This is a genomic window from Pedobacter faecalis, assembly GCF_030182585.1.
GTDB classification, from domain to species: Bacteria; Bacteroidota; Bacteroidia; order Sphingobacteriales; family Sphingobacteriaceae; genus Pedobacter; species Pedobacter faecalis.
Genome location: NZ_JARXOW010000001.1, coordinates 199267 through 224488 on the forward strand (window position 1 = coordinate 199267; position 25222 = coordinate 224488).

21 protein-coding genes and 1 riboswitch are annotated in these 25222 nt (G+C 47.7%); of the genes, 9 read left to right on the top strand and 12 right to left on the bottom strand.

Going from position 1 to position 25222, the window contains the following annotated elements; genetic code table 11:
• Window position 1: 1 nt before the first annotated feature.
• Window positions 2-3169: a peptidase MA family metallohydrolase gene (locus QEP07_RS00900; protein WP_285008095.1), complete on the bottom strand. Its 3168-nt coding sequence runs from the start codon at window positions 3167-3169 to the stop codon at window positions 2-4.
• An 86-nt stretch (window positions 3170-3255) separates the two neighbouring features.
• On the bottom strand, window positions 3256-5718 hold the full coding sequence (locus QEP07_RS00905; RefSeq protein WP_285008096.1) for a penicillin-binding protein 1A: 2463 nt from the start codon (window positions 5716-5718) through the stop codon (window positions 3256-3258).
• Window positions 5719-5847: 129 nt separating this feature from the next.
• Window positions 5848-6042: riboswitch (cobalamin riboswitch) on the top strand.
• Window positions 6043-6192: 150 nt separating this feature from the next.
• On the opposite strand from QEP07_RS00905, the gene QEP07_RS00910 reads away from it, so the two are divergent.
• The 4 genes from QEP07_RS00910 to QEP07_RS00925 all read left to right on the top strand — a co-directional run bounded on the left by QEP07_RS00910 (window position 6193) and on the right by QEP07_RS00925 (window position 10373).
• On the top strand, window positions 6193-8058 hold the full coding sequence (locus tag QEP07_RS00910) for a TonB-dependent receptor plug domain-containing protein (RefSeq protein ID WP_285008097.1): 1866 nt from the start codon (window positions 6193-6195) through the stop codon (window positions 8056-8058).
• Window positions 8059-8092: 34 nt separating this feature from the next.
• Window positions 8093-8683 (top strand): DUF6580 family putative transport protein, encoded by a 591-nt coding sequence (locus QEP07_RS00915; protein WP_285008098.1) that lies wholly within the window; start codon window positions 8093-8095, stop codon window positions 8681-8683.
• A gap of 63 nt (window positions 8684-8746) precedes the next feature.
• Complete coding sequence (locus tag QEP07_RS00920) at window positions 8747-9682, top strand: ABC transporter substrate-binding protein (RefSeq protein ID WP_285008099.1); 936 nt, start codon at window positions 8747-8749, stop codon at window positions 9680-9682.
• Entirely contained in the window at window positions 9669-10373 is a 705-nt protein-coding gene (locus tag QEP07_RS00925) for a Dph6-related ATP pyrophosphatase (RefSeq protein WP_285008100.1), read from the top strand. The genes QEP07_RS00920 and QEP07_RS00925 overlap by 14 nt, the downstream gene beginning before the upstream one ends.
• Here the strand turns inward: QEP07_RS00925 and QEP07_RS00930 are convergent.
• The 6 genes from QEP07_RS00930 to QEP07_RS00955 are packed head-to-tail and all read right to left on the bottom strand — an operon-like array spanning window position 10353 to window position 16585.
• Window positions 10353-12020, bottom strand: coding sequence for a hypothetical protein (locus QEP07_RS00930; RefSeq protein WP_285008101.1), 1668 nt, complete (start codon window positions 12018-12020; stop codon window positions 10353-10355). The genes QEP07_RS00925 and QEP07_RS00930 overlap by 21 nt on opposite strands.
• Window positions 12017-12997: a FecR domain-containing protein gene (locus tag QEP07_RS00935; protein ID WP_285008102.1), complete on the bottom strand. Its 981-nt coding sequence runs from the start codon at window positions 12995-12997 to the stop codon at window positions 12017-12019. The genes QEP07_RS00930 and QEP07_RS00935 overlap by 4 nt, the downstream gene beginning before the upstream one ends.
• Before the next feature lie 10 nt (window positions 12998-13007).
• The gene (locus QEP07_RS00940; RefSeq protein ID WP_285008103.1) at window positions 13008-13700 is read right to left on the bottom strand and encodes an RNA polymerase sigma-70 factor; all 693 of its coding nucleotides are present in this window, start codon (window positions 13698-13700) and stop codon (window positions 13008-13010) included.
• The gene (locus tag QEP07_RS00945) at window positions 13654-14310 is read right to left on the bottom strand and encodes a head GIN domain-containing protein (protein WP_285008104.1); all 657 of its coding nucleotides are present in this window, start codon (window positions 14308-14310) and stop codon (window positions 13654-13656) included. The genes QEP07_RS00940 and QEP07_RS00945 overlap by 47 nt, the downstream gene beginning before the upstream one ends.
• Before the next feature lie 28 nt (window positions 14311-14338).
• Window positions 14339-15322, bottom strand: a complete 984-nt coding sequence (locus tag QEP07_RS00950) for a hypothetical protein (RefSeq protein WP_285008105.1) — start codon at window positions 15320-15322, stop codon at window positions 14339-14341.
• A gap of 51 nt (window positions 15323-15373) precedes the next feature.
• Window positions 15374-16585 carry a multidrug effflux MFS transporter gene (locus QEP07_RS00955; RefSeq protein ID WP_285008106.1) on the bottom strand — a complete coding sequence of 404 codons (1212 nt, stop codon included), beginning with the start codon at window positions 16583-16585 and terminating at the stop codon, window positions 15374-15376.
• Window positions 16586-16699: 114 nt separating this feature from the next.
• On the opposite strand from QEP07_RS00955, the gene QEP07_RS00960 reads away from it, so the two are divergent.
• Window positions 16700-16906: a heavy-metal-associated domain-containing protein gene (locus QEP07_RS00960; RefSeq protein WP_256006531.1), complete on the top strand. Its 207-nt coding sequence runs from the start codon at window positions 16700-16702 to the stop codon at window positions 16904-16906.
• Window positions 16903-17472 carry a helix-turn-helix domain-containing protein gene (locus QEP07_RS00965; RefSeq protein ID WP_285008107.1) on the top strand — a complete coding sequence of 190 codons (570 nt, stop codon included), beginning with the start codon at window positions 16903-16905 and terminating at the stop codon, window positions 17470-17472. The genes QEP07_RS00960 and QEP07_RS00965 overlap by 4 nt, the downstream gene beginning before the upstream one ends.
• On the opposite strand, the gene QEP07_RS00970 is transcribed toward QEP07_RS00965, so the two are convergent.
• The gene (locus QEP07_RS00970) at window positions 17473-18312 is read right to left on the bottom strand and encodes an oxidoreductase (RefSeq protein ID WP_285008108.1); all 840 of its coding nucleotides are present in this window, start codon (window positions 18310-18312) and stop codon (window positions 17473-17475) included. It lies immediately after the preceding gene.
• 116 nt (window positions 18313-18428) lie between these two features.
• Here QEP07_RS00970 and QEP07_RS00975 point away from each other — a divergent pair, with 116 nt between their 5' ends.
• Window positions 18429-19988 carry a SulP family inorganic anion transporter gene (locus QEP07_RS00975; protein ID WP_285008109.1) on the top strand — a complete coding sequence of 520 codons (1560 nt, stop codon included), beginning with the start codon at window positions 18429-18431 and terminating at the stop codon, window positions 19986-19988.
• A gap of 70 nt (window positions 19989-20058) precedes the next feature.
• Window positions 20059-21051 carry a TerC family protein gene (locus tag QEP07_RS00980; RefSeq protein WP_256006521.1) on the top strand — a complete coding sequence of 331 codons (993 nt, stop codon included), beginning with the start codon at window positions 20059-20061 and terminating at the stop codon, window positions 21049-21051.
• Window positions 21052-21121: 70 nt separating this feature from the next.
• Here QEP07_RS00980 and QEP07_RS00985 read toward each other — a convergent pair whose 3' ends face one another.
• The 3 genes from QEP07_RS00985 to QEP07_RS00995 all read right to left on the bottom strand — a co-directional run bounded on the left by QEP07_RS00985 (window position 21122) and on the right by QEP07_RS00995 (window position 24903).
• Window positions 21122-22438 (bottom strand): OmpA family protein, encoded by a 1317-nt coding sequence (locus tag QEP07_RS00985; protein ID WP_285008110.1) that lies wholly within the window; start codon window positions 22436-22438, stop codon window positions 21122-21124.
• A gap of 223 nt (window positions 22439-22661) precedes the next feature.
• The gene (locus QEP07_RS00990) at window positions 22662-24047 is read right to left on the bottom strand and encodes an MBL fold metallo-hydrolase (protein WP_285008111.1); all 1386 of its coding nucleotides are present in this window, start codon (window positions 24045-24047) and stop codon (window positions 22662-22664) included.
• Between the two features lie 34 nt (window positions 24048-24081).
• The gene (locus QEP07_RS00995; protein WP_285008112.1) at window positions 24082-24903 is read right to left on the bottom strand and encodes an SDR family oxidoreductase; all 822 of its coding nucleotides are present in this window, start codon (window positions 24901-24903) and stop codon (window positions 24082-24084) included.
• A gap of 84 nt (window positions 24904-24987) precedes the next feature.
• Here QEP07_RS00995 and QEP07_RS01000 point away from each other — a divergent pair, with 84 nt between their 5' ends.
• Window positions 24988-25200, top strand: a complete 213-nt coding sequence (locus QEP07_RS01000; protein WP_256006514.1) for a hypothetical protein — start codon at window positions 24988-24990, stop codon at window positions 25198-25200.
• Window positions 25201-25222 lie beyond the last annotated feature (22 nt).

Genomic DNA, 25222 nt, shown 5'->3' on the forward strand with positions numbered 1-25222 from the left:
CTTACCACCCTGGGGCAAATGTAAGTCCAAATACGCCTGCCGATACGTCCTTACGCTGAAAAGGGAACGCGTAATATGGCTCCAGAACAAAATAGCCAAACACGTTAACCCGTAGGGAAATGCCTGCACTAAGTGCAGGAACACGTTCATTGGTGAAACTTGTTGTAATTGGGTTTCCGTTTTCATCAACTACTGGCTGACCTGCTGAATTAAGCACAGGTACCGTCTGATAAGTGGGCTGTCCTTTAAATACGACCTTTTGCCCCTCATTCCAGGCTACACCGGCATCAAAAAATAGATTGAGGTCAGAAAAGAGCAAACCTGATGGGATCTGGGCAAGTTTTTTAGGCCCTGTAAATGGTAGTCTGAGTTCAAAATTGAATACTGCCATTTTACTCCCTGACAACTGATTAATGTCGAAGCTTCCGTTTTGTGATTGGTTGCGGTACAGGGAATTTGCCTCATATCCACGGATGAAGTAAGGATATCCAATGAACAAGGGGTAAAGGTTTTCGCCGTCTTTGCCAATTCTCAAATAATTGTAAGTTCTTGCAGCAAAGGTGACAGGTTTAACCCGGAGATACCTTCTGGCATCAAGCGTAACTGCCGAAAACTGGTAATCGCCAAAGTATTTCTCTGCGCCTACGCGATAACGGAATCCATCTAATGGCCCGGTTATCCCATTGATTGTATTGTCGCCTACAAAAGATGCGTTGGTTTGGAAAATAGAGAAAGCATTAAAAGGCATTCCATACTCGTTTGTAGCCTGGTCAGTGGCTACCTTATTTCGGTCGGAACCAATATAGTAGCCATCGTAGGTATAATAGTTGCTTATCCGGTCTATCCGGTAACCATAATGGGAAAAAGCCCCGCCAGCTTCAAATCTGTGGACTTTATTAAAAGGGTAGGCGCCAAACACCTGCACCTGGTCTTCAAAAGTCCTGATCAGGTTTGTACGGTCGTTAATCACTTCTTCAGTATTTCCGTTGTAGCTGATCTGGTCCGGAACAACCTCCCTGAAACCTGTTATATACGGGATGTGAGATACCGCAACGCCCCAGTTTATACGGCTTTGCTGATTGATATACCCCACCATACCTCCAAAGTCGTAGATTTCCCCGTTTATGGATACGTTTGCCACAATTTGATTTCTGCCAAGGATATCACTGAACATGCCTACGATGCCACCCTGCACACCAGTTCCAAACCGGCTGGCGGAAACGCCAACACCGCTATTAGCAAGATAATCCAGGCGGAATTTCGGTTTGTACGGAACGAGCCGCATGGAGTCGGCACTAGTCTTTTCAAAACGTTCGAAATTGCCAAGATTGGAGTTTACGATGTCTACCCCAGCATTCTCCATTGGAGGTAAAACCGCCGCATCGAAGTTAACTTCGTTTGGATCAACATCCACAGCCCTGAAGTTAGCGAGCGGGGAGTTGTACAAGGTATACCGTTGATACCTATAATAGCTGTATACGATGTCGTCGTTCCTGGAAACTGAGATAGCAGGAGAGAATTCAGTAATACCGCTTATCCCGGTGAAGTAGTCTGTTAGCTGTTTTACGGACTTGTTGCCTAGGTTATACTCATACAAATTTCTGAATCCATCACGGTTAGACAGGAAGAACAGTCTCTTGCTGTCGCCCGAAAACTGCGCATTCAAATTATTGGCACCAGGGAAAACAGGAATGTTGCTTAATGACTTTGAGGCGAAATCGTATACCGTCAGGTTAATCGGATGAACGGCATTTGTGCCGCCCTGACTCATTGAGGCTCTGTCAGACGAGAATACCAGCATTGTGCCGTCAGGGGAATAGCTCGGTGCGTAATCAGAATACGTGTCATTCGTAATTTGGGTGATTTCCTTTGTTCTGATATTGTAAGAGAAAATATCACTTTGACCTTCAACCATTCCTGAAAAAGCGATTACTTCGCCGTTGGGCGACCATGTTAGGTTGCCGAACTGCTCCACCTGCTTCATGTCGGTTCTGAGTACCACCTTTCCATTGCTGATGTTAATGATCATCAGTTGATTTTTGCCCTTGCTGAAAATGCTAAAAGCGAATTGCTTGCTGTCTGGCGACCAGGCACCGGCAGACTCAAGAAAGTTATAGTCGTCTATATGTGAGTTGGCCACCTGGCTGCTCAGTTTTCTAATGATCTGCCCGGTCTTGGCGTCGGCCAGAAACAGATCTATGCCGAAAAGATCTTTCTCCGATAAGAATACCAGGTATTTACCATCCGGACTAAGGGCAGGGGCCACGTTCATATTCCCCGCGTTCTTATTATCTATAATCTTCGTTCCGGTTATTTGTATCTGTGAGCTATCGGGTTTCAACATCGGACGGTAATGTGTTTCGATGGCGTTTTTCCAAAGCCCTGAAAGCGTGTTGTCGTCATAACCGAAAGTGTACCTTAACCCGTTCTCGTACCCATAACGTGCAGTGGCCTTAAACAGGGGGACTATTGTAGTATCCCCATAGCGGGAGCCAATGAAAGTCCAGAATGCTTGTCCATACCGGTATGGGAAGTATTTATTGGAGTTCGTTAAATCTTTCAAAGAAGGGATATCCCTGTTCAGCAAAGCATCACGCATCCACATGGAAGTGAAGGCATCTACTTTTCCTACCGACAGGTACTCGGCCATACCTTCAATCATCCATAACGGGATCTGACTGATGTTTTCCAGCCCCATAGAGTCTTTTTCCAACAATATATGATACTGAAAAGCGTGCACCAGCTCATGCCCTAAAACATGGCGGGTCTGGTTGTTCAGTTCCATCACAGGCATAATAACCCTGTTCTTGAAGGCCTCGGTAACACCGCCGGTCCCAACGCCAACTTCTCCCTGAAGCGCCGTTGTCTGCTGAAAATCCGGGTGGTTGTTATACAGAATGATGGGATTCTTTTTAAAGAAAGTATCTCTGAAAACCTCCTGATGCATCTTATACCATGTCTCCGCATCTTCCGCAAATTTCTTCACCATCTTCTCATTCTTCAGATAATAATAAAGCTCAAAATGCGGTGTTTGAAGGACTTTGAATTTCTCGTTTTTATAGCGTACCCTGTTCTGTCCGAAATATTGTGCATTAACGGTGAACGCGGAGAGTACAACGATGACAACCATCAGAATCAACCGTTTCAAAGATGTAGCGCTTTTTATCATAATATGATAGGTTAGTATAATTTAAATGTACGAAGTTTTACATAAACAAGTTTAAACGGCAAGATGTTACACGCGACTAAAAATATTTAGCTCTTATTGCTGTCGTCCTGCTCTTTTTCTTCCTGCCGCTGTTTCCTTCTTAGCTGTCTTTCTTCGCGTCTGGTTAGGGGCGCTGGTTGTACGGCCTCCTGTTTGGCCGGCTGTGATGCAGGAGCGGCCGGTTTTACTTCAGCTGGCTTTTGCTCCTCCTGCTGAGTCTTTTCGGGCTGCTCACCCTCAAGCAAAGGCACCTCGAAATCTGTTGAGTCGACCGCCAAGCTATCCGTTTCGGTAGTATCCCTGACATACCTTGGGGTGGGGCAGTAATATTCTCTCTCGATTTTTACTTTTGGTTTAGGGAAGCGGCCTTTCGTATAACCGGTACTGGGATCCTTATACACCTTGTCCATAAATTTGGCAAAGATGGGGAGCGCTGTTTTCGAACCTTCCCCTGTTTCACCGTTTTTAAAGTGCGCCGTCCGCTCATCGCAGCCCACCCAAACACCTGTGACAAGGTCTTTGGTAACACCCATATACCAGGCGTCCACATAGTCGGATGATGTTCCGGTTTTACCACCTATTTCGTTGTTATGCAATACTTCTCCGTACGACCAAAGTGCCTGAGACGTACCTTCAGGCTCCTCCACGCCGCCTCTGAGCATATAGAGCATCAGCCAGGCGATTTCTTCACTCAGCACACGCTTAGTTTTAGTTTTAAACTCTTCGATCAGGTTGCCGTCCTGATCCGTAATACGTTCAACCAAAATCGGATCTGTACGCACGCCCTCGTTCAAAAACGTACCGTAGGCACGCACCATTTCATATACCGACACGTCATTTGGTCCCAGACTTACAGAGGGCACGGTGGCCAGCTTGCTCTCGATGCCGCACTCATGCGCCCATTTAACTACATTCTCTGCGCCTACGGCTTCAGTTACCTGGGCCGTAATGGTGTTTACCGATTTGGCCATTGCCCAGCGAAGCGACATTTCGCGGTAGGTAATGTTCCAATCGGCGTTTTTAGGCTCCCAGTATTCAGTTTTTCCCTTTTCCTGGTAAGCTATACGCACTGGCTTATCTGTAAATTTGTCGCATGGACTCATGCCTTGCTCCAGCGCGGCAAGGTAAGCGAAGGGTTTGAAAGTAGAGCCCGCTTGCCTTTTCGCCTGACTCACATGGTCATATTTAAAGAATTTATGGTCGATACCACCCACCCACACCTTAATCTTTCCGCTGAAGGGGTCCAGCGTCATCATACCAGTATTTAGGATTTTTCCATAGTATTTAATGGAGTCCATGGTGGAGAACAAGGTATCGCGGTCGCCATTCCAGGTAAATATTCTCATCCTCTTTTTACGGTTAAAATAGGCTTCTACAGAATCAGGCTGATCCTTGAACTTTTTTTCAAGCATAGCATATACCGGCAGGTTCTTCATAGCACGTCCCGGATAGTCAACCTTATTGTCTTCAGAGTCGTACCAAGGGTCCTGGTTACCCCATACGTTGTAAAATCTACGTTGAAGTACCTTCATCTGTTCAGAAACGGCCTCTTCCGCATACTTCTGGAGTTTGGAATCAATGGTGGTGTAGATTTTTAGCCCGTCCTCATACAAGTCATAGTTATTCTCCTCACACCATTTTTCAAGATATTTGTCGACCGCCGTACGCAGGTAAGAATCACCCTCACTGCCGCCGTCCATCATACCTTCACGTAAATTAAGACCGGTACGTTTGAACGTGTCGAGTTGGGCAGCCGTCAGGTAATTATATTTATTCATCTGTGTGAGGACTACATTTCGTCGTTCCAGCGCACGCTCCGGATTTCTAACAGGGTTATACATGGAGGTGCCTTTCAACATGCCCACCAGCAATGCTGATTCCGGGATTTCCAGTTTGTCGGTCGTTTTATCGAAATATATCCTCGCAGCAGTCTTGAGCCCGTATGCATTGTTACCGAACGAGACGGTATTGAGGTACATCGTCAGGATATCGTTTTTTGAGTAGTTGGCTTCAAGTTTCACCGCTGTAAGCCATTCCTTAAGTTTAGGAACGATTGTTCTGAGCAAGGGTATTTTGCTTAGAAGGCCCTGCGATTTATTGTAACGCGTCCGGTAAAGGTTTTTAGCGAGCTGTTGAGTAATGGTACTTGCTCCGCGCCGGTCGCCCGTAGCGGTCGATATACTGCTTGAAAGCAAAGAACGAAAGTCGATCCCCATATGCTGGTAGAAGCGTACATCTTCGGTGGCAACCAGTGCTTCAATAACGCTGGAATCAATCTCTTCGAAACTTACCGGGGTACGGTTTTCCTTAAAATAACGTCCTATCAACTGTCCGTCTGAAGTGTATAATTCAGAACCTACACGAAGCGTAGGCGATTTAATGTCTTTGTAAGAGGGCGAATAGCCAAATAACCAGAGAAAGTTAAGTTGGAGCGCACAAAAGAAGATAATAATGCAATAAATGAATATGATTGAGTAACGGATAAACTTATTCCGGATTTCTTTAAACATGTGATAAAGATCAAAAAATCGTAAAACTCCTTATGTTAAATAGTGTTAAAACCCACGGTACAAATTAACGTAATAAATTCCCTTAAATTTTATTCTATGTTCAAATAGGGCTGATTACATGAATTTAGTTACATTTGCCTCGCTTTTGGTTTCTTTATGATGAATAAAGAATTAAAAGGGAATACGGTGTAATTCCGTAACTGTCCCGCAGCTGTAAGCTCTGTAACGGTGTTCAAATCACGCCACTGAATTGTCGACAGGCAAATTGGGAAGGCAGAATATCCGGGAGTAAGTCAGAAGACCTGCCTTTAGCCATATGATTTCATAGCTTTCGGGGATTGAAGCTAGGAGTGAGTGCTGTATTATTATTGTATTTCATTTCCTTGATCTAACTGTTTGCTGTGGGTAATACTCACAACAAAATTATTGTTGTTGTTTATTGTGTTTTGCAAATGATTAAACAAACAATACAGAATGAAAATTAAGAACAAAGTGTGGATGGCAGCCGGATTCGGCGTTCTTCAACTCGGTATCGCTGGTGCCGCATCAGCGCAGGACGCCATCAGGCTGGATAGCGTGGTCATCTCTGCGACCAAAAACGACCAGAAGCAGTCGCAAACCGGAAAAGTGGTCACGATAATCGGAAGCGAGGTACTGGAGCGCAGCCATGGCAAGAGCCTGGTCGAACTGCTCAATGAACAGGCAGGCATTGTGGTAGGCGGGGCAACAGGAAACGTCGGGTTAAATAAAAGTCTTTTCTTTAGGGGAGCAGCGAGTGTTCACGCCGTTGTTCTGATCGACGGAATCCTGGCAAGCAATCCTTCTGGGACCGGTTCATCATTTGATCTCAGAATGTTTTCTATCGACCAGATCGATCACATTGAAATCATCAAGGGCGGACAATCTACCATCTATGGATCGGATGCGATAGCCGGTGTAATCAACATCATCACCAAAAAAGGTACTAAAGCTGGCAACAGTGTGTATGGTGTAGCCAGCTACGGCAGCTATGAAACTTATAAGGGAACCATTGGCATCAGTGCCAACGTAGAACAGTTTTCTTACAACATCGCATTCACACAGGGCAAGACAGATGGCATTTCCGAAGCCGCTAACCCGGTCGGCAATACCGATGCGTTCGATAAGGATGGCAATAAGACGGGCGCCGTTAACGCAAACTTTGCGTTTCAGGCGACAGATAAGTTCAGTGTAAGTCCCTTTTTGCGCTACTTTTATGGGCATTACGATTTTGACGCCGGTTCATTTGCCGACAATCCGTCGAACAATTTCAAACTTGAGCGGTTCAACGGGGGGTTGAACACCAAGTACGATTTCGGCCGGGGTAAAATAAATCTCAATTACAGTCACGAGAAATCCAAGATCAACACACTGAATCAGTACGGAACAAGCAATTCAGTAGGGTTTATGGATCTGGTCGATCTGTTCTACAATCAAAAGGTTGGTCAGAAGGTTGATGTTCTTGTGGGTCTGGACAACCGGGCTACAAGGTTAAACGCAAATTCCAAGGCTCAAACAAATCTCTTCAGTACCTATGCCTCTGTGTTTTTGCACGATCTGAGCATCTTTAATCTCGAAGTAGGCGGAAGATATAATAAGCACAAAGAATACGGCGAGAACTATACCTACAACATCACACCCTCAGTAAACGTATTGGAAGGTGTCAAACTCTTTGGTACCGTTTCCACATCGTTTAAGGCGCCAACGCTTGAAAACCTTTTCGGTGCTTTTGGAGCCAATCTGGATCTGGTACCGGAAAAGTCGAAAAACTATGAGGCGGGTTTTAACCTCAGCTTTGTTGAGGATCGCTACAGTTTGCGCGCAGCAGGTTTTAAGCGCGACTTAACCAATGCCATCGTATATGGAAATGTTGGCTATGTGAACCAGGCCAACCAGGAAGTAAAAGGATTTGAGATTGAGCCGGCGGTCAGATTGTCTGTGTTTAATATCAACGGATATTATGCCTTTGTTGAAGGTACAGAGTTCAACTTCATCACCAACCAGGTTTCCGATTATCTGTTGCGCAGGCCAAAACACATTTTTGGAATTAATGCTGGCGTTCAGGCCACTAACGCACTGTATCTGAGTAGCTCATTCAAATACAACGGTGCCCGTACCGACGGAAATTTTAGCGATTATGTGATCGAAGATCTGCCGGCGTATAAAGTTTTAAATTTCTACGGTGAATATGCGTTATTGAACAAACGCCTGAAAATATTTGCCGACCTGAAGAATATCCTCGATGAGCAATACCAGGAGTTTTACGGGTATAACAGCATGGGCTTTAATATGAATGCCGGTTTAAGTTTTTTTATTAAGTAAGAATTGATATTTTTACAACTCAAAAGCTATACATATGTCATTAGAAAAATTCAACATCAGAAATTCTATCTTGATCCTGATCGTTATTGCTGCGGCAGCTACACGGTTTCTCCATCTGGATAGTTTTACAAGTTGGTTTAATTTTACGCCGATTGGCGCTATAGCGATGTTTGGCGGCGTTTATTACGCAGATAAACTTAAGGCATACTTTATTCCCTTTATAACCCTGCTGGCCAGCGATCTTATCTTGAATTATACCGTCTACTATCATATCGACGGCAAATTCGACGCTGCAGTGTGGACATACATCAGCTTTATGCTGATGGTAACAGTCGGCCGCTACATGAAACAGGTGAGCGTTCTGTCGGTTGTTGCCGGGTCCTTTGCATGTGTTTTTATTCACTGGATTGTTTCGGATATCAGCGTGGTCATGATGGAGGGTTCTATGTACCCAAGGACTTTCAACGGTTATCTGCTGGCCCTGTGGAATGCGATTCCCTGGGAACGCAACCTGCTGGTAAGCACACTTGCCTACAGTGCGGTGATGTTCGGCGGATTTGAGTATGCTAAAGCAAAGTTTCCTTCACTGAGGTATGCTCCGGGTGCCGGATTGCAGCATGCTTAACATAATCTTATTCGTGTTACAACCCCTTTTGCAAGTCGCAGAAGGGGTTTTTAATTCCAAGTTATGAAAGTCGTCTCATTTTTACCCGCTGCTACCAAGATGATCTACGATATGGGTTTGGAGGAATATCTCTGTGGGGTTACCTTCGAGTGCCCCAAAGAGGCGTCTGCCCAGCCAAAGATCGTCCGCTGCGTGCTCGAGGGCAACAATTACTCCAGTGCCGAAATTGATCGTATCTTCTCGGCATCAAAAGCGCAGGGCAAAAGCTTGTATTGGGTCGACGAAGAGTTGCTCGAGCAAATACAGCCCGATGTGATCTTCACCCAGGACACCTGCGAGGTCTGTCTCATCGACACCGCCTGCACCTTGTCTTCCATTGCCAACCTCAGCAAGCAGCCTCAGCTCGTTACCTTAAGTCCGGATAGCCTGAACGATGTGTTCGACTGTGCATTAAAAATCGGCCAGACACTCGGGAGGGAAGAAGTGGCGCTTCGCTATCTGGCCGCGTTAAAAAGCCGGATGGACGATATTATCGACACGTTGAGGCTTCACCGCGCTCCTCTAAGAAGGGTTATGCTCATGGAGTGGATCGAGCCCATTTATAACTGCGGGCACTGGATTCCTTTCCAGATTGCAGCAGCCGGAGGCGTAGATATGCTGTCTAACCCCGGGGGCGATTCGATTGTCAACAAGTGGGAAAAGATACAGCAGTACAATCCTGAAGTTTTGGTTATCGCACCCTGCGGTTTCGATGTGCAGCGCAGTTTTCAGGAAATGTCGCTCCTAACCTCAAAGCCAGGCTGGGATGAACTCGAGGCTGTCAAGAACCAGGCGGTCTACCTGGCCGACTTTGATATGTTCACTCAGCCTAGCGTAGGCACTTTGGTTCAGGGCATCGAATCCCTTGCCGAAATGTTTCACCCGGAGATCTTTGGCGGCGATCCATCCGCTGAAAAGCGGTTTGTTAATTTTTACCACCAGGAACTTGTTCTCCGATAAGCCGCAAATAACCAAAAGCGTTTTCAACTGGAGCGGGGGCAAAGACAGCACACTTGCGCTTCACTATGTGTTGCAAGACCCAACCATACAGGTCGACTGCCTCCTCACGACGGTTAATGATGGTCTCGACCGTGTATCCATGCATGGGCTGCGGACCTCCTTGCTGATCAGACAGGCAGAAAGCATTGGAATCAGACTTCATCAGGTCCGCCTCCCGGAAATGCCTGGGATGGATGTCTACGAACGGGAAATGCGCCTTCACTTGAATCGTTTGCGGTCAAGCGGCATCGGACAGGCCATTTATGGCGATATATTTCTGGAAGACCTGAAAGCCTATCGGGAGAAGCAACTGGCTGAATTGAACATAACCGCGAAATTCCCTTTATGGAAGCAAGACACCAGGACCTTGCTGGAAACCTTTATCAATCTTGGCTATAGAACCATCGTTGTTTGTGCGCAGGAGCGACTGCAGGATTTTTGCGGGCGGGTGATCGACCATGATTTTCTAAATGAACTACCCGCTGATATTGATCCCTGTGGCGAGAACGGCGAGTTCCATACCTTCGTTTTTGATGGCCCGATTTTTAAAGAGCCCATCAGGTTCCGCACAGGCGAACGAGTGTTCAAGAGCTATGAAACGGCAACGGTAAAGAATGCCGGATACTGGTTCCTAGATCTGCTCGAGTGCTAGGGTAAGCCCTACATTCCAGCCCAACCAGCCTTTCACTTTTGAGGAAAAGTCGTGCCGGCGATCGGGATACACCTGTTGACTGTAGTTTTTCGCAGCACCGCCAACCGGCGCATTGCTCACATAGACCGAGTAAGCCGGGCCCGCCACAACAGCAAGACCTTTAATAACCTGATACTGTGCGCTCAATCCAAAGCGGTTCAGAATGTTCGAGTAATCCCAATTGCCCAGATACAGGTACTGTGAGGTCAGTTCCATTGCTGCCGAAAACCTCGGTCCGAAAATGAAGTCGTGACCAAAACCCAGTCCGGCGCTGAGCACCTTGGCCGTATCCGAGAAGTTTTTGCCGGCCAGCAGAATATTATACAATTTAGCATTGCCCAGTTTCAGCGCCAGGTTCGCGTTTATGATTTCGTTGGCCGACACACTGATCCGGTGATAACCGTGATGTACGTAATTGAGCAGGCCGATGCTGTAGCCTTCATTGCGACTGGAGATATTCAGCAAGCCGATCTGCAGGCCGCTCACATCAGTCGCGTAATTGACCAGACCAGCTATCTGGACTCCGTCCAGTTTCTTCACGGTAAGGTTAACCAGGCCCGCCACCTGTGTCCCTTTCATGTCTTTCTGCACAGCGTTGACCAGTCCCGCTACCTGGACGCCTGAAACGCCTGTCCGCACATCGTTGATCAGACCGGCGACCTGCACGCCCCTGACCGAACCGCCAACGCCGTTAAACAAGCCTGCTACCTGCACCTTATTTACATCGCCTTTGGTAATGTTGAACAGTCCGCCCACTTCCACGCCATCCACGCCTGCGGTATATCCGCCCAGAACATTTAGTGAACCCTTATTGATCACCTGTCCGCTCATGCTCCCATGCGAACTCAAACCTGGTATTAATGAAGCCTGAAAGGGCATATTCGCCAGAAAATCCGGGATATTCAGGCTCTGAAGCTTTTGTTTGGATGACAGGAAAAACCTGCTGAGTCCCAGGTTTTCAATACGGTTTAAAAAGCTGGCCGACTCATCTGCTTCAGTACGGTACCCCTCTGGTTTCACCTTGATATCTGCCAGAAAGAACAGGGATGTATCCCGGTAGTTCTCCCGGCTGGCAGTGAGAATCACGTTGGAGTGATTGCCCTTAAAGCGTAACCTAAAATAGCCATCCTCGTCTGTTAAAGCCGACTGCAGTAGCCGCTTTTCATACACGCTGGCTTTCGATAGCCTGGCACCTGTAGATGCATCGACCACGTAACCGCTGATCTGGTAGTGCGACTCGTTCTGCGCGATGTTCTCCGGCTCAATCGTCAGCCGGTTTGCCGCATACCTTAAAATAATATGTTCTGCGATTTCCTTGTATTCCACCGTTCCCTCAAAGAGCCGGTCGAGCACATCACGCACCGGCATCTGATTTACCTGAATGCTCACCAAACTATCGCGGCGGAAAAGGCGTCCGCCATAAGAGAAGTAAAAGCCGCCCGCCTTGCTCATCTGCTCAAGCACACGTACAACTGGTTCGTTGCTGACATTCAGACTCAGCTGCTTATCCAGGTTGCCACGATACCGTACAACAGCCGATTGCGCATGTACCAGCGCCGTAGCCAACAGGGCATAAACGAGCAAAAAAAGCGTCAGGCGTAGTTTCATTCTAGAAGTTTAGACAACAGGTACTGCTTTCCGTTACGCTCCATCTTTAAGCCCAGGGTCTCGCAAACGATCCGCAGGTTGTCTTCCAAGGGTGTGTCCGGTCGCAAGGTAATACTGATCTGTTCCCTGGCCGTAGCCTCATCGCTGATCTCAATCTGTGCTTCATAGGCCTCGTTCAGCACATCAAGGAGTCGCCCAAGCGGTATGTTATCGGCGACAAACTGCTTACTGCGGTAGTAATTATATAAGGAATCTGTGCTGGCCGATTTGCGTAGTTCGCCCGACGCAGCACTGATCAGCACCTTCTCACCCCGGCGCAGTTCCAGCTGGCTTTGGCCTCGGGAGACACGCACAATGCCGCTTTCAACGATCACCTCTGTCTCATTTCCCCGGTGCTTCACATTAAAAGAAGTGCCCACCACCAAAACCGAAACCTTGTCCACATCGATCACAAAAGGCCTCGCCCGGTCTGGCGCTACCTCGAAAAACACATCTCCCTCTTTAAGCCGCACACTGCGATTGTCGGCAAAATCGGCCGCATAGCTAAGCGAACTGTTCTTGTTCAAGGTAATTACCGAACCATCAGGAAGTTTTTCCCGGCGCACATCCGCCTGCGCCACCACATCCGTGTAGCCCGAAGGGCCAAGCAGACTGTAGACAAGCCAAATTCCAACAACTGCAACCAGCGCTGCAGCTACCCGTATCCATGTGCCTGCAAATGAAGGCCTGACTTTCAGAAAAGGAACTTGTCGCGATTCAGAATTTCCTTCAGTGGCGCGCGACTTAAACCTGATCCATGCTTCATCTGCATCGGGCCTGGCTGATGCACTTAAACTTTTGCTTGCCGTCCATATCTTTTCAAAGGCAGCAAACCTGGAACGGTTTGCTTCCGATTGCGCAAGCCATTCCTCCACTGCGATCCGTTCAGCTTCAGCGGCCTCATTCAGCAGATATTTGATCAGCAATTCATCTTCCATAGCCCGGTTCCTAATTAAAAAAGTCCCTGTAATAAACCGCAAAAGCGACCACGAATACCGTTATAAAATCAGCCAGTTTCAGCCTAAGCGTTCTCAGGGCCTTACCCATCTGGTTTTCAACTGTCTTTACCGACAGGCCCAGTCGCTCGGCAATCTCTTTATATTTCAGATCCTCATAGCGGCTCAACTGAAATATGGTGCGGCAAGCCTCGGGCAGTTCATTCAGGGCTTCGGTAAGCCGCATCTGCAATTCCGACAGCTCTGCTTTCGCAGAGGCCGGCTCCTGCATCTTGTTCATGCTGTGCGCGGCATAGTCCTGATATTTCAATTTAATCTTTTCGTGCTTCAGATAATTCATGCTGTCGTGATAAACGCATTTATACAAATAAGCCCGCACTGCCGTCTCAATATTCAGCAGTTCGCGCTTCTCCCAAAATTTAAGGAACATCTGCTGCACAATCTCCTCCGCCACATCGCTGTCCTGGAGGATAACCTGTGCATAACTATGCAGCTCCCCGTAATGCTTTTTAAACAACTGTTCAAAAGCAACATCATCATATACGCTGGCACGCGGATTCACGTCAATTAAATGGGGCTCAAAATATTTAAGCCCCAAATATACCAGTTTCTTTTTATGCTGATGCCATGCAACAAGTTTAGTCGCGGTGCTTAAGCACCTTGCCTGAGCCGCTAACCTCTGCATCAACCTGCGGATTGCCGTTATAATATATCTTTCCGCTTCCGCTGATGCGGGCCTTAAGGCGGTTGTACACCGTAATCTCCACCTCACCGCTGCCCGAAACTTCCACATCGGCATCCTCGGCACGCAAAGCTTCAAGGTCGGCATTACCCGAACCGGATACGCTTACCCGCGCATTTTCCGCTTCAATGGTGCGCTCCAGGTCGACCTCCCCAGAACCGCTCACAGACACCCTGAACTCATCGACTGCCGGGAAAGCTCCTGTTATATCAATCTCGCCGCTGCCGCTGGCAGATACATGGTCGATAAGCGGGAGGGTTACGGAAACCTGCAGGTCGTCGTGACGCACGTTCACGTCGTCGTACTGCAGATACAAGATTCCGCCGCGTACTTCCGTTTCGAAATGCGGGATCAGGTTGCTCGAGCCCTTAATAACCACCCTGTATTCTGTGCCGTAACTAATCTGTACGTCGGTTGCGCCATTTGCGCTTACGCCGGTAAACTCGTCCAAATTCCTGGTTTCTGAAGTCCGCTCGCCATTGGCCGTTAGCCTGTCTTTTGTGCATGACATAAGTGATAAACCGATAAATGCTGATAAAAGTAAATGTTTCATGATGTTGTATTAAATAGATGAAATAATGTTAAAACCGTATATGCAAGCCAGCCGTATAACCCAGGTAAAGTGCCCTGAAATCCTCGTCCCAGTCGCCATTCCATTCCTTCAGATAACGCTTGGTCAGGTTAACCCCCTCGGCCGTATCCGTGCTGATGAAATGAAGGGCGGGGCCGGCAAAAAGCTCTATGCTCTGACCAATCTTAACGGCTGGCATCACCCGAAACGAGGCCTTAAAATATTCGCCCTCCTCAAAATCCTCCAGCATCCCCGAAACGAGTTCCGTGTTCAGTCGGAAGACCGGCGTACGCAGCAAATGGGCACCCAAGCCGGCCTCGAAGGCATACACCGCATCATCGTTTTTGAAGTTATAACCCAGGCCGATGATGCCGTACATCACCTTGCCGCCCGATCTGAAGCCCGCCATCAGCGTCTGATTCTCGTCGATCGTGAGGCCTACGCTCTTCTCGCCCTGTCTGATGATGTTGATGATCCCGATGGGACAATCGCTGCTGTCGGCAATGTTCACAAAACCGGCAATCTGCGCGCCCTTTACTTTCCGTGCCACGTTTATAAAACCCGCGATCTGCGAACCATTTACATCACGGGCGGTGTTCACAAAGCCCGCAACCTGCAGGCCCTTCATATCGCCTGTGGCCACGTTGCCGAAGCCAGCAAATGCCGCATGATCGCCGCCGCCCGAGGTGTTCAGAAAACCTGCGAACAAGCCCCCGTTGGCTTTTTTGCCGATATGATTAGAGAATCCGGCAAACTGTGCCCCATTGGCATTACCCCTTACCACGTTCGAAAATCCGGCAAAGGAGGGGCCCTGTTCTTCGGCCGAAACGCCTGCAAAAAGGTGGATGGAAAGGTTGTTCGTATCCAGCGGCGCATGTGTGCCATTGGTGCTCAAAGGATACACAATGCCCAGATGCACCTTGCCAGGAAGCTGATGCTGCGCGGCCGATGTAAATGCGGCCGCCATTAAAATAGATGTTAAGATTGATCTCATGTTGTCTTGTTTTAAACTAAGACAGCCAGATTTCGATCTACCCCTACGCGCTTAAAAATTATTTTTTGCTGCCTGCAGGCGGGCGACTTTCTTCCGCCCAAAGTGCAGGATAAGGAAGGCCGACAAGGTCGTAACGGCCATAATGGTTACCATCGGCACAGCCGAGGTCTGCTCAAAAAAGCCAATACATGCCGAGGCAATGGCACCGATGGCCATCTGGGATGCGCCCATAAGCGCCGAGGCGCTGCCGGCATTTTTGGTGAAAGGTGCGAGCGATAAGGCGGCGGCATTAGGGTTTGCAAAACCCAGACAAGCCAGAAAAAGAAAGAGCATGGCAAGTGTGCCGGCCAGCCCGAACCAACCGTTCATGCTGCCGACCAGGAACAGTAAGGCGACGACCAGTTGTCCGCATAATGCCGCATAGATCAGCTGCTCGCTGCGGTATCTTCTGAGCATCAGCGTGTTTACCTGACTGGCGCCTATAAAGGCGATGCTAAGTCCGGCGAAGATCCAGCCGTAGGTTTCTTCGGCTACGTTAAAAACCGACATAAACAGCAGGGGCGAGGCGCCCACATACACAAACAGACCCGCAAAGGCGAAAGCGCCGGTAAAGGCATAGGTATAAAACTGCGGTACGCGCAATACGGCCGCAAAATTAGTCAGGATTGGCTTGGGTTTTAGGGATAAGGTTGGGTCGGGCGACTGTCCCGCAGGCAGCCAGAGCCAGCTGGCAAGCAGGTTAAAGACCCCCAATCCGGCCAGGAAAAGAAATATGGCATGCCAGCCAAAGGCGACAGAAACGTAGCCCCCCAGCGTAGGCGCAATCATGGGCGAGGCGCCCAGCACGAGCATCAGCAGCGCGAACACCTTGGCATTTTCAGATACCGGAAACAGGTCGCGCACCAGCGTAATGGAAGCTACGCCCGCCGCGCAACTTCCAACAGCTTGAAAAAATCGCAGCCATATAAAAGAATCAATATCTGCAACAAAGGCACAGGCAACAGAAGTAAGAATATAGGCAAGCAGTCCGATATAAAGTGGCATTTTACGCCCGTAGCGGTCAAGCAGTGGCCCGTAAAGCAGCTGTCCGGCCGAGATGCCGATGAAATAGCTGGAGAGCGACCAGGCAACTTTCGCTTCGCTGGTCTGCAGATCGGTCGCTATGGCCTTAAAACCAGGCAGGTACATGTCGATAGAAAACGGCCCTAAAGCGGTAAGCGATCCAAGGATCAGAATAAGGAAGAAATAAGTGCTACGTGGCATATGACTAAGAGCATGCAAATATAAGATTTAATCGATATTTTATAACTTCTAAGCTGAGGCAGGCCTTATCTTTGTGGTATCATTTTCTAGAACCCACTATTTAAACCGTTTATTATGCATACTTTAGCTTTTAAAACCAATATTAAATGCGGTGGCTGTATTGCCGCCGTAACCCCGGTTCTTGACCAGATTCCCGGTGACTGGAAAGTAGATACAGAAAGCCCCGATAAAATCCTCACCATTAGTACAGATGAGCCCCTCAATCCAAAAGAAGTTATCATTGCTCTTGATCAGGTAGGGTACCAGGCAGAGAAAATATGATCCTCCATATTAAAAATATGGTGTGCGACCGATGTAGCCTGATTGTACGTCAGCAACTTACCCAGCTTGGTTTCAGTGTCTCTGAGCTTAGTCTGGGGCGGGCAAACGTTACGCCGGATCCAAGCCCTGCTCAGCTGCAGGATATATCAGCCGCATTCCAGGTACTTGGCTTTGAATTGATTGATAAAGAAAAAGACAAGCTGGTTGAACAGATTAAGAATGCTGTTATAAACCTGGTTCATTACTCAGATCTTGAGGAGATAAACCGAAGTCTGATGCATGTGATCGCCGATCAGCTTAACCGTGACTACACTTATCTTAGCCGGCTGTTTTCTGACCGGGAGGGAATAACCATAGAGCGCTACATCATTCAGCAGAAAATCGAACGGGTAAAGGAACTTTTAGAATACGGCGAGTTAAACCTTAATGAAATTGCTTACAAGATGGGCTACAGCAGTAGTGCCCATCTTTCCGCCCAGTTTAAATCTATCGCAGGGATGTCTCCCTCGAAATACAAGTCGTCCGATCACCCTTCCCGCAGACCGCTCGATAAGATATCGAAATAACTACGCCGGAAAATCCGCGCCTGCGCTGGTTTCAGCCCAATGGTCGAAGTCTGTAGCCAGTTCTTCAATTTTCTTTCTGGCATTCCTAAGCGCAGCCGCACCTAAGAGCAGCCGTAATGGTGGATTTGCAGCTTCGGTGGCCTGAATAATAGCCGCAGCCGCCCTCACTGGGTCGCCCGGCTGATTGCCGCTATATCCCCGGATGCTGTCGTGGTTTTGCCAAGCGGTAGTTTTATAATCTTCAATAGTCTGCTCTGCCTCGTTGGCCGATCTGCCCGCCCAGTCGGTGCGGAAACCGCTCGGAGCTATAATGGTAACTTTTATACCCAGCGGCGCAGTTTCCTTAGCTAAAGACTCAGAGAAGCCGTCAACCGCAAATTTAGTAGCGTTGTAATAGGACAAAGCGGGAAATGCCATGAGCCCTCCGATCGAAGAAACATTAAGAATATGACCGCTTCGCTGCTTGCGCATCACCGGTAATACTGCGCGGGTCATGTTTGTAAGTCCCCAAAAGTTCACCTCAAACATGCGGCGCACTTCCTGTTTATCACTCTCTTCGGCAGAACCAAAATAACCTATGCCAGCGTTATTCACCAGAACATCTATCTGACCGAAAATCTCCAGCGTTTGGCGCACAGCCTCGTCTATCTGGTTTTGCTCTGTTACGTCAAGCCCTACTGCAATCGACGTTTCGGGGTAAGCAGTAATAATATCTTCGATATCTTCAACTTTACGGGCGGCCACTGCTGCACGATAGCCCTTTTGTAAAACCTGTTTTGCTAGTTCGCGGCCAAACCCTGTTGAGCAGCCTGTTATTAACCATACTTTGTTCATGTTCATCTGATACTTATTTGCTAATTAACACCAAGCATTTTCGTTCGGTGTCAGTCAAAAATCATTTTCGTTTTACGGCTTGCATATTCCTTATATTTGCCCGCTTATGAAAATTGCCTATTATGCAGTTCAACTTCCCTGCCAAAGTCAGGCTCTTCGACTTTTCACAGCCGGTTAATTATAGGACCGAAATATTGGCCGGACTTACCGTAGCTATGACGATGATGCCTGAATCGCTGTCTTTTGCGATACTGGCCGGATTCCCACCGCTGGTAGGTTTGTACGCCGCATTTATCATGGGGCTGGTCACCGCTATTTTTGGTGGCAGGCCAGGGCTGATATCTGGAGGGGCGGGGGCCACCGTGATCGTGCTTATCGCATTGATGCGGTCGCACGGAATAGAGTACGTGTTTGCCGCCGTACTGCTTGCCGGCATAGTGCAGATCCTGGTCGGTTTGTTCAGGCTGGGTAAGTTTGTTCGCCTGGTTCCGCAGCCCGTAATGTTTGGGTTCGTGAACGGTTTAGCTGTCATTATATTTTTGTCGCAACTTGAACAGTTTAAGACCGTAGTAAACGGTGAAGTAACCTGGCTTTCGGGTACGCCCTTGCTCATTATGGCCGCACTCACTGCATTAACGATCTTTATCGTGCTTATCTTCCCTAAGATTACCAAGGCGGTGCCCGCTTCGCTCATGGCCATTATTGTAGTGTTCATAGTCGTATTAGCATTCGATATCGATACCAAAACCGTCCGCGATATCGCTTCTGTAAGTGGGGGTTTTCCTCCGTTTCACATTCCTCAAATTCCTTTTACATGGGAAACTTTAGAGATTGTGCTTCCCTACGGAGTTGTGATGGCAGGAGTGGGACTAACCGAGGGCTTGCTTACGTTGAACCTTGTAGACGAAATTGTAGGTAACAAGGGAAAAGGCAACAAAGAGTGCCTGGCGCAAGGTTCGGCGAACATCCTGAACGGGCTGTTCTCGGGTATGGGCGGCTGTCCGATGATTGCGCAAACCATGGTCAATCTATCAGCCGGAGCTCGGTCCCGTTTATCTGGTATTATCGCGGCACTTACCATCCTGCTTATCGTACTGGTAGGTGCACCTGTGATAGAGCGCGTACCCATGGCTGCACTAACCGGCGTAATGATTATGGTCGCTATTGGTACGTTTGAATGGATGAGCTTTCGCGTGATAAACAAAATGCCGAAGCAGGATATTTTTGTCGGTATTGTTGTAGCCCTCATAACGATTTGGCTGCACAACCTGGCCCTGGCAGTTCTGATAGGCGTCATCATCTCTGCACTAGTTTTTGCCTGGGAAAGTGCGAAGCGTATCCGGGCGCGGAAACATGTGGATGCGCATGGAGTAAAGCACTATGAAATATACGGTCCGTTATTTTTTGGCTCCGTAGCCAACTTCAACGATAAATTCGATGTTGCCGGCGATCCGCAAAGAGTAGAAATAGATTTTAAAGACAGCAGGGTGGCCGATATGTCTGGTATCGAAGCGTTAAATAAGCTTACAGAACGCTATCGTTTAGCCGGCAAGTCGCTTGTATTAAGGCATTTAAGTCCGGACTGCAGGCTACTGCTGAAAAACGCAGAGGGGATTATAGAAGTAAACATTGCCGAGGATCCGCAATACAAGGTAGCAACGGAAAAAAACATACCTTCCTGACGCTTTTTTTTTACCATTTTTGAAAAAGGTATGAACACACGAACAAAGAAACGAAAGAATATAACATATTATGGATAATCTGATCAATCATCCCGGAGTAATTACTGGATTTGGCGTAGTAGTGGTAGGGATGTTACTGCTGGACCTCGGTGTGTTTAACAAAAAAGCTCATGCGGTTTCAAATAAAGAAGCTGCCGTGTGGTCTGTTGTATGGATATCGCTCGCCATGATATTCAGTGGCGTCATTTATTATGTTTCCGGCTTTGAGAAATTTACTCAGTTCCAGTCGGCCTATTGGATCGAGAAGGCGCTGTCTGTCGATAACCTTTTCGTGTTTATCCTGGTATTCGGCTACTTTAAAGTACCTAAGATGTTGCATCACAAGGTGCTGTTTTGGGGAATTATAGGTGCACTTATCTCCAGAGCGATCTTCATTTTTGCCGGGGTTGAGCTTATCAATTTAACATACCTTCCTGAGATGAACCTTTTTGGTCATAACCTGCGTATCAATGCAGTGTTATTTATCTTCGGCTTATTCCTGATCTACGCAGGTATTAAATCGGGCTTTACGAATGACGATGATGATGCCGAAAAAGACTTTAATAAAAGTGCCGGTGCACAGTTGATTTACCGGTTATTTAAAGTGAGTAAAGACTTTGATGGCGAGAAGTTCTTCACCGTGGAAAACGGCGTTAAGATGGCCACGCCGCTCCTGGTCGTGGTAGCTGTGATCGAATTTACCGATGTGCTTTTTGCGGTCGATTCCATCCCTGCTATTTTCGCCATTGCACCAGATGACCCTTTCATCCTATACACTTCCAACATATTTGCGATATTGGGGCTTAGGGCTCTTTATTTCCTGTTGGCTAACTTTATGTACATGTTTAGCCTGCTTAAATATGGCCTGGCTGTAATTCTGGCTTTCATCGGTGTAAAAATGGTGATTTCGCCCTTGTACCATATTTCGTCACCCTTATCATTATCTATTGTCGGAGGCGTACTGTTCATTTCAGTCATAGCTTCGCTGATTGTGGCGCGTAAGGCCGATCCTAACAACATCTAGACTGCTCTAAAATGATAACGGCCGACAAATAATGCCGGCCGTTATCATACTGTTCCGTTTGGTTCAGCAATTAGTACAAGGTAAATTCTACCCTTCTGTTTTTCTGACGTCCATCCGCGGTTTTGTTAGACGCAATGGGTTGGTTAGGTCCGTAACCTGTAGCCTCAATTCTTGAAGCATTTGCTCCCTGAGATACCAGATATGCTTTTACGGATTCCGCACGGTCTTTCGACAAACGCATATTCAAAGCCATTGAACCGGTATTGTCTGTATGTCCGGCCAGCTTCAAGCTAAAGTCTTTTTGTACAAGCAATTCAGCCACCTTGTTAAGCGTTGGGTACGACGTAGAACGTATTGTTGCCTTACCTAAATCAAATTCAAGGTTTTTAATTGCTTCGTCAACAACCCTACGGTCGGCCTCTGTAACAACAACTTTTTCCCTGATGATTTGTGACGGAGCTTTTAGCGGACAACCTGCGCCATCTACCACGGTGTTAGCAGGTGTACCCGGGCACTTGTCATATTTATTAGCTACACCGTCACCATCGTCATCGGCCAGTTGCTTCATCAACTCTTCCTTATCTCTGCGGGCATTCTCTTCGGCCGAAGAAAGTGCTCTCCTTAGCTCAGCGCTTTCGGCTGCGCTTTCTTCACGGATAGCAGCAATGGCGCTATAGTTCTGCAACTGAGAGGTTCCTTTGCGGCCAAGTGCAATCTCGATACCGGCGTGGGCATAAGAGAACCTGTCGTTGGCACCGCTCGCTACGCCGTCAAAATTGTTGTCCTTAACAAAGTTCACCTGATATCCAAGATCGATGTTTACCCCTTTAGAGACGCCAATTTTGAAACCTGCACCAATCGGAACAAACCAGTTTTGCTCATATCCCGTACTGCCGGCTCCAGTCCCGGTCGCGTTTGTCCGTGCCTGCGACGACATATAGCCCGCACCAGCGGTTAGGTAAGGCGACAATAAGTTACGCTTCTGATTTAAACTAAGATTGGCGATGGTAAAGTTACCACTTAACGCGGCCGACCACTCGATGCGCGATGTAAATGTTTCACGCTCACCTGTAAATGCGTTCATTCTTGCGCCGCGAACTTTACCGGCCAGGAAATCCGCCTGCAAGCCAAAGCCAGGGACGATCTGTTTTTTGATATAACCGCCGGATCCCCATTCTTCGTAAGGCGTAGAAAAGTCGCCATTACTGCGGTTATTAAATGGCGTGTAGTGGGTAAGCATACCCCCATGCAATCCTATGGACCAGGTACGGAAATACTTTTTACCAAATCTGTCCCCTGTTTGTGAGTCTTCTTCCTGAGCGAATACTTGTGATGTAGCACCCATCAGGGCGGCAACCATCATGGCTTTTGTAATTTGTGATTTCATTTTTCAATTAGTTAGATATATTTTCATTCACATAGCCGTGAACATCTCAACCGGAGAAATAACCCTGCCAAACTTGGATGAGTTGTGTGTACTTTGACTTAAAATAGGTTAATAGTCAGCCGAATACACAAGACCTCAAAGTCTTTTGTGAGAAGGTAGGGATCTGCAATCTAACCTGTAAACTGTATAGAAAAAGCTACATTCGTTCCTGGTCGGAACAAATTTATAACTCAAAGGTCTGACCTTTTTCAGGTAAGTTAACATGGTAGCCAAGATCGTTAAGACTGGTCATAAGTGCCTGCATGCGGGGTCGATCTCCGTGCACCAAAAACACAGCCTTCAAGCGCGCAGGATTTTGCTGAGTTACCGTATTCACCAGATCTTTATGATCTCCGTGTCCGCTCAAAAGATCTGTCTTTTTAATGGTGGCGTAGACCATCAGATCACGATTTCTCAGTCTTACGATCGGGTCGCCACGCAAGAGCCTGTCGCCAAGCGTTCCCTTAGCGCAATAGCCTATAAAAAGTATCGTGCAATAATAGTTTTGTATATTATAGTACAAGTGATCCTGTATCCGGCCCCCTTCAAGCATGCCCGCCGACGAGATAATAATGCAAGGCTCATGATAGTTGGAGATGGCAGTGCTCTCTTTGAGCGTATGGATATAAGTGAGTTCCGTGAACTCAAACTCGTCGCCCTGTCTCTTATAGAAATCGCGGGACTCCAAGTTCAGCAAATGCGGGTATTTTCGGTAAACCTCGGTGGCATGATTAGCCAGGGGGCTATCCACGAAAACTTTCACCGGCGGAAGTAACCCCTGACTAAAGATCTTGTTTAACGAGTAGACCAAGGCCTGTGTTCGTCCTATACTAAACGCGGGAATGATAAGCCGGCCGGGGAATTTGATACACGCCTCCTTGATCGTATCGATCAGCGTATCCTGAAGCGTAGCGTCGGTGCTATGGAACCTGCCGCCGTAGGTAGACTCGCAAACAAGATAATCCACCTGTGGTATTGGCTCCGGATCTACCAGAACCGGGTAGTTCTTACGCCCAATATCGCCTGTAAAAGCGATTTTCTTCTCCTGTCCATTTTCCTTTATGCAGAGTACCACCGCGGCGGCACCAAGCAGGTGTCCGACAGGTATAAACGTCACCGATACGCTGTCCGTGAGCCTAAACTCTCTATTAAATCCTATGGTAACGAAGCGTTCCATGGTGTCGTTCACATGCTTCTGGAGATATAAGGGCTGCGGACCGGAATTCCTTTTGCGGCCGCGGCTCGCCTTGTTTTGCTTGCCGAGAAAGACGTTTACTGAATCAAGAAGTAACAGCTCAGTCAGGTCGGCAGTAGGGGACGTGGCTAAAATCTGTCCTTCAAAACCCATCCTGACCAGAGTGGGCAAGTTGCCAGAATGATCTATATGGGCATGAGTAAGGATCACGACATCAACCGAAGCCGGGTCAAAAGGAAAATAAATATTCTCCTCCTGTAAAGTGCCCTTTTCATAATCGAGGCCACAGTCAATCAGTATGGTATAATCATCAGTCTGCAGTAAATGCATACTGCCGGTGACCTGTTGCGCAGCTCCCCAAATGGTCAATTTCATGCTCAAAATCCCGTAAAGTCGCCCAAGTTAGGAATTAATCCTGTATTAGCCAGTTGTTCCAGTCAGAGATTTTGAAGCTATAATTCAGTTTATCGGGTATGTGCTTGCTGGTCACTATTTTCCAATCGCACAGTTCCGCTATGAACCGAGGCGGTGGCAAGCCCGACTTCCGTGCGGCCAGCGTATAGAAGTCAGCTCTGGTAGGGTGATGAGGTGCTACTGCGTTCAGGCGAAGATCCCATACTTCCTGCTCGATAACTGCCCTGGTAATCCCTACGCAATCGTCAAGGTGGATCAGATTCACCGGCGCGAGGCCGTTACTGATGCTTGTTTTCCCGGCAAAGAAGCGCCCCGGATCGCGGCCTGGACCAACTAATCCGCCGAAACGAATAATGGTGGTTTGTCTAGTCACGACCTGCATGACCGCCGTTTCCGCATCAAGAAGTGCTTTCGCGGAAGCCGTAACGGGCGAAGGCGGATTATCTTCGTTAAGACTGGTATTCAAATCGCCATAAACGGATGTTGAACTGATCAGTATTATACGCGTTACCGACCCGAGGGATGCTGCTTTTAATATGTTCCTGATTTTAGGAAGATAAGAATCCTGATTGCCCGTTGCGCGTCCGGGCGGAATGCATATCACAAGAATACTGCTATCAAAAAATGCTGGGTCGAACGCCGACGATGACGGTTCGAAACTTAGTAGAAAAGGATTTATACCGAGGCTTTTAAGATGTTCCATCTTATCCGGTCTGGTCGTAGACCCCTTCACCAGCCAGCCCTCATCGGCCAGACTTTTGCCCAGTGCGGTGCCGTACCAGCCGCTTCCCAGTATACTAATCGAGTTTTTTTTCATCGGTTCTGCAGCGGATTTTTGATGTATGGAAACCTAAATCCCCTGTGTTTGTTGTGAATGTGACAAGTAACAAATATGCGCATTATGGACAAGACAAAAAAGAAACTGCTCGAAACAGAGACCCAGGAAGAAGCCACAATGGGTCTGGATTCAGATCATTCGTCGAACGGACAAACGCTTTTTCCGGAATTAAACACAGATAATGATACTGGTAACGAAAATGGGGGTAAACGCACACCCGGAGACGATTTTGAAGGCGACGGACTGATCGGAAACTCGCCGCTTGAAGACAAATAGCTGGAATTGGCATCATTTTTTC

What these genes read in the sequence shown, in the direction of transcription:
- QEP07_RS01000 (WP_256006514.1), top strand. Translation starts at nt 24,988, where the DNA reads ATGGACAAGACAAAAAAGAAACTGCTCGAAACAGAGACCCAGGAAGAA.
- QEP07_RS00990 (WP_285008111.1), bottom strand. Translation starts at nt 24,047, where the DNA reads ATGAAATTGACCATTTGGGGAGCTGCGCAACAGGTCACCGGCAGTATG.
- QEP07_RS00940 (WP_285008103.1), bottom strand. Translation starts at nt 13,700, where the DNA reads ATGCAGAGGTTAGCGGCTCAGGCAAGGTGCTTAAGCACCGCGACTAAA.
- QEP07_RS00955 (WP_285008106.1), bottom strand. Translation starts at nt 16,585, where the DNA reads ATGCCACGTAGCACTTATTTCTTCCTTATTCTGATCCTTGGATCGCTT.
- QEP07_RS00900 (WP_285008095.1), bottom strand. Translation starts at nt 3,169, where the DNA reads ATGATAAAAAGCGCTACATCTTTGAAACGGTTGATTCTGATGGTTGTC.
- QEP07_RS00915 (WP_285008098.1), top strand. Translation starts at nt 8,093, where the DNA reads ATGTCATTAGAAAAATTCAACATCAGAAATTCTATCTTGATCCTGATC.
- QEP07_RS00920 (WP_285008099.1), top strand. Translation starts at nt 8,747, where the DNA reads ATGAAAGTCGTCTCATTTTTACCCGCTGCTACCAAGATGATCTACGAT.
- QEP07_RS00970 (WP_285008108.1), bottom strand. Translation starts at nt 18,312, where the DNA reads ATGAACATGAACAAAGTATGGTTAATAACAGGCTGCTCAACAGGGTTT.
- QEP07_RS00980 (WP_256006521.1), top strand. Translation starts at nt 20,059, where the DNA reads ATGGATAATCTGATCAATCATCCCGGAGTAATTACTGGATTTGGCGTA.
- QEP07_RS00945 (WP_285008104.1), bottom strand. Translation starts at nt 14,310, where the DNA reads ATGAAACATTTACTTTTATCAGCATTTATCGGTTTATCACTTATGTCA.
- QEP07_RS00950 (WP_285008105.1), bottom strand. Translation starts at nt 15,322, where the DNA reads ATGAGATCAATCTTAACATCTATTTTAATGGCGGCCGCATTTACATCG.
- QEP07_RS00905 (WP_285008096.1), bottom strand. Translation starts at nt 5,718, where the DNA reads ATGTTTAAAGAAATCCGGAATAAGTTTATCCGTTACTCAATCATATTC.
- QEP07_RS00930 (WP_285008101.1), bottom strand. Translation starts at nt 12,020, where the DNA reads ATGAAACTACGCCTGACGCTTTTTTTGCTCGTTTATGCCCTGTTGGCT.
- QEP07_RS00960 (WP_256006531.1), top strand. Translation starts at nt 16,700, where the DNA reads ATGCATACTTTAGCTTTTAAAACCAATATTAAATGCGGTGGCTGTATT.
- QEP07_RS00910 (WP_285008097.1), top strand. Translation starts at nt 6,193, where the DNA reads ATGAAAATTAAGAACAAAGTGTGGATGGCAGCCGGATTCGGCGTTCTT.
- QEP07_RS00985 (WP_285008110.1), bottom strand. Translation starts at nt 22,438, where the DNA reads ATGAAATCACAAATTACAAAAGCCATGATGGTTGCCGCCCTGATGGGT.
- QEP07_RS00965 (WP_285008107.1), top strand. Translation starts at nt 16,903, where the DNA reads ATGATCCTCCATATTAAAAATATGGTGTGCGACCGATGTAGCCTGATT.
- QEP07_RS00975 (WP_285008109.1), top strand. Translation starts at nt 18,429, where the DNA reads ATGCAGTTCAACTTCCCTGCCAAAGTCAGGCTCTTCGACTTTTCACAG.
- QEP07_RS00935 (WP_285008102.1), bottom strand. Translation starts at nt 12,997, where the DNA reads ATGGAAGATGAATTGCTGATCAAATATCTGCTGAATGAGGCCGCTGAA.
- QEP07_RS00995 (WP_285008112.1), bottom strand. Translation starts at nt 24,903, where the DNA reads ATGAAAAAAAACTCGATTAGTATACTGGGAAGCGGCTGGTACGGCACC.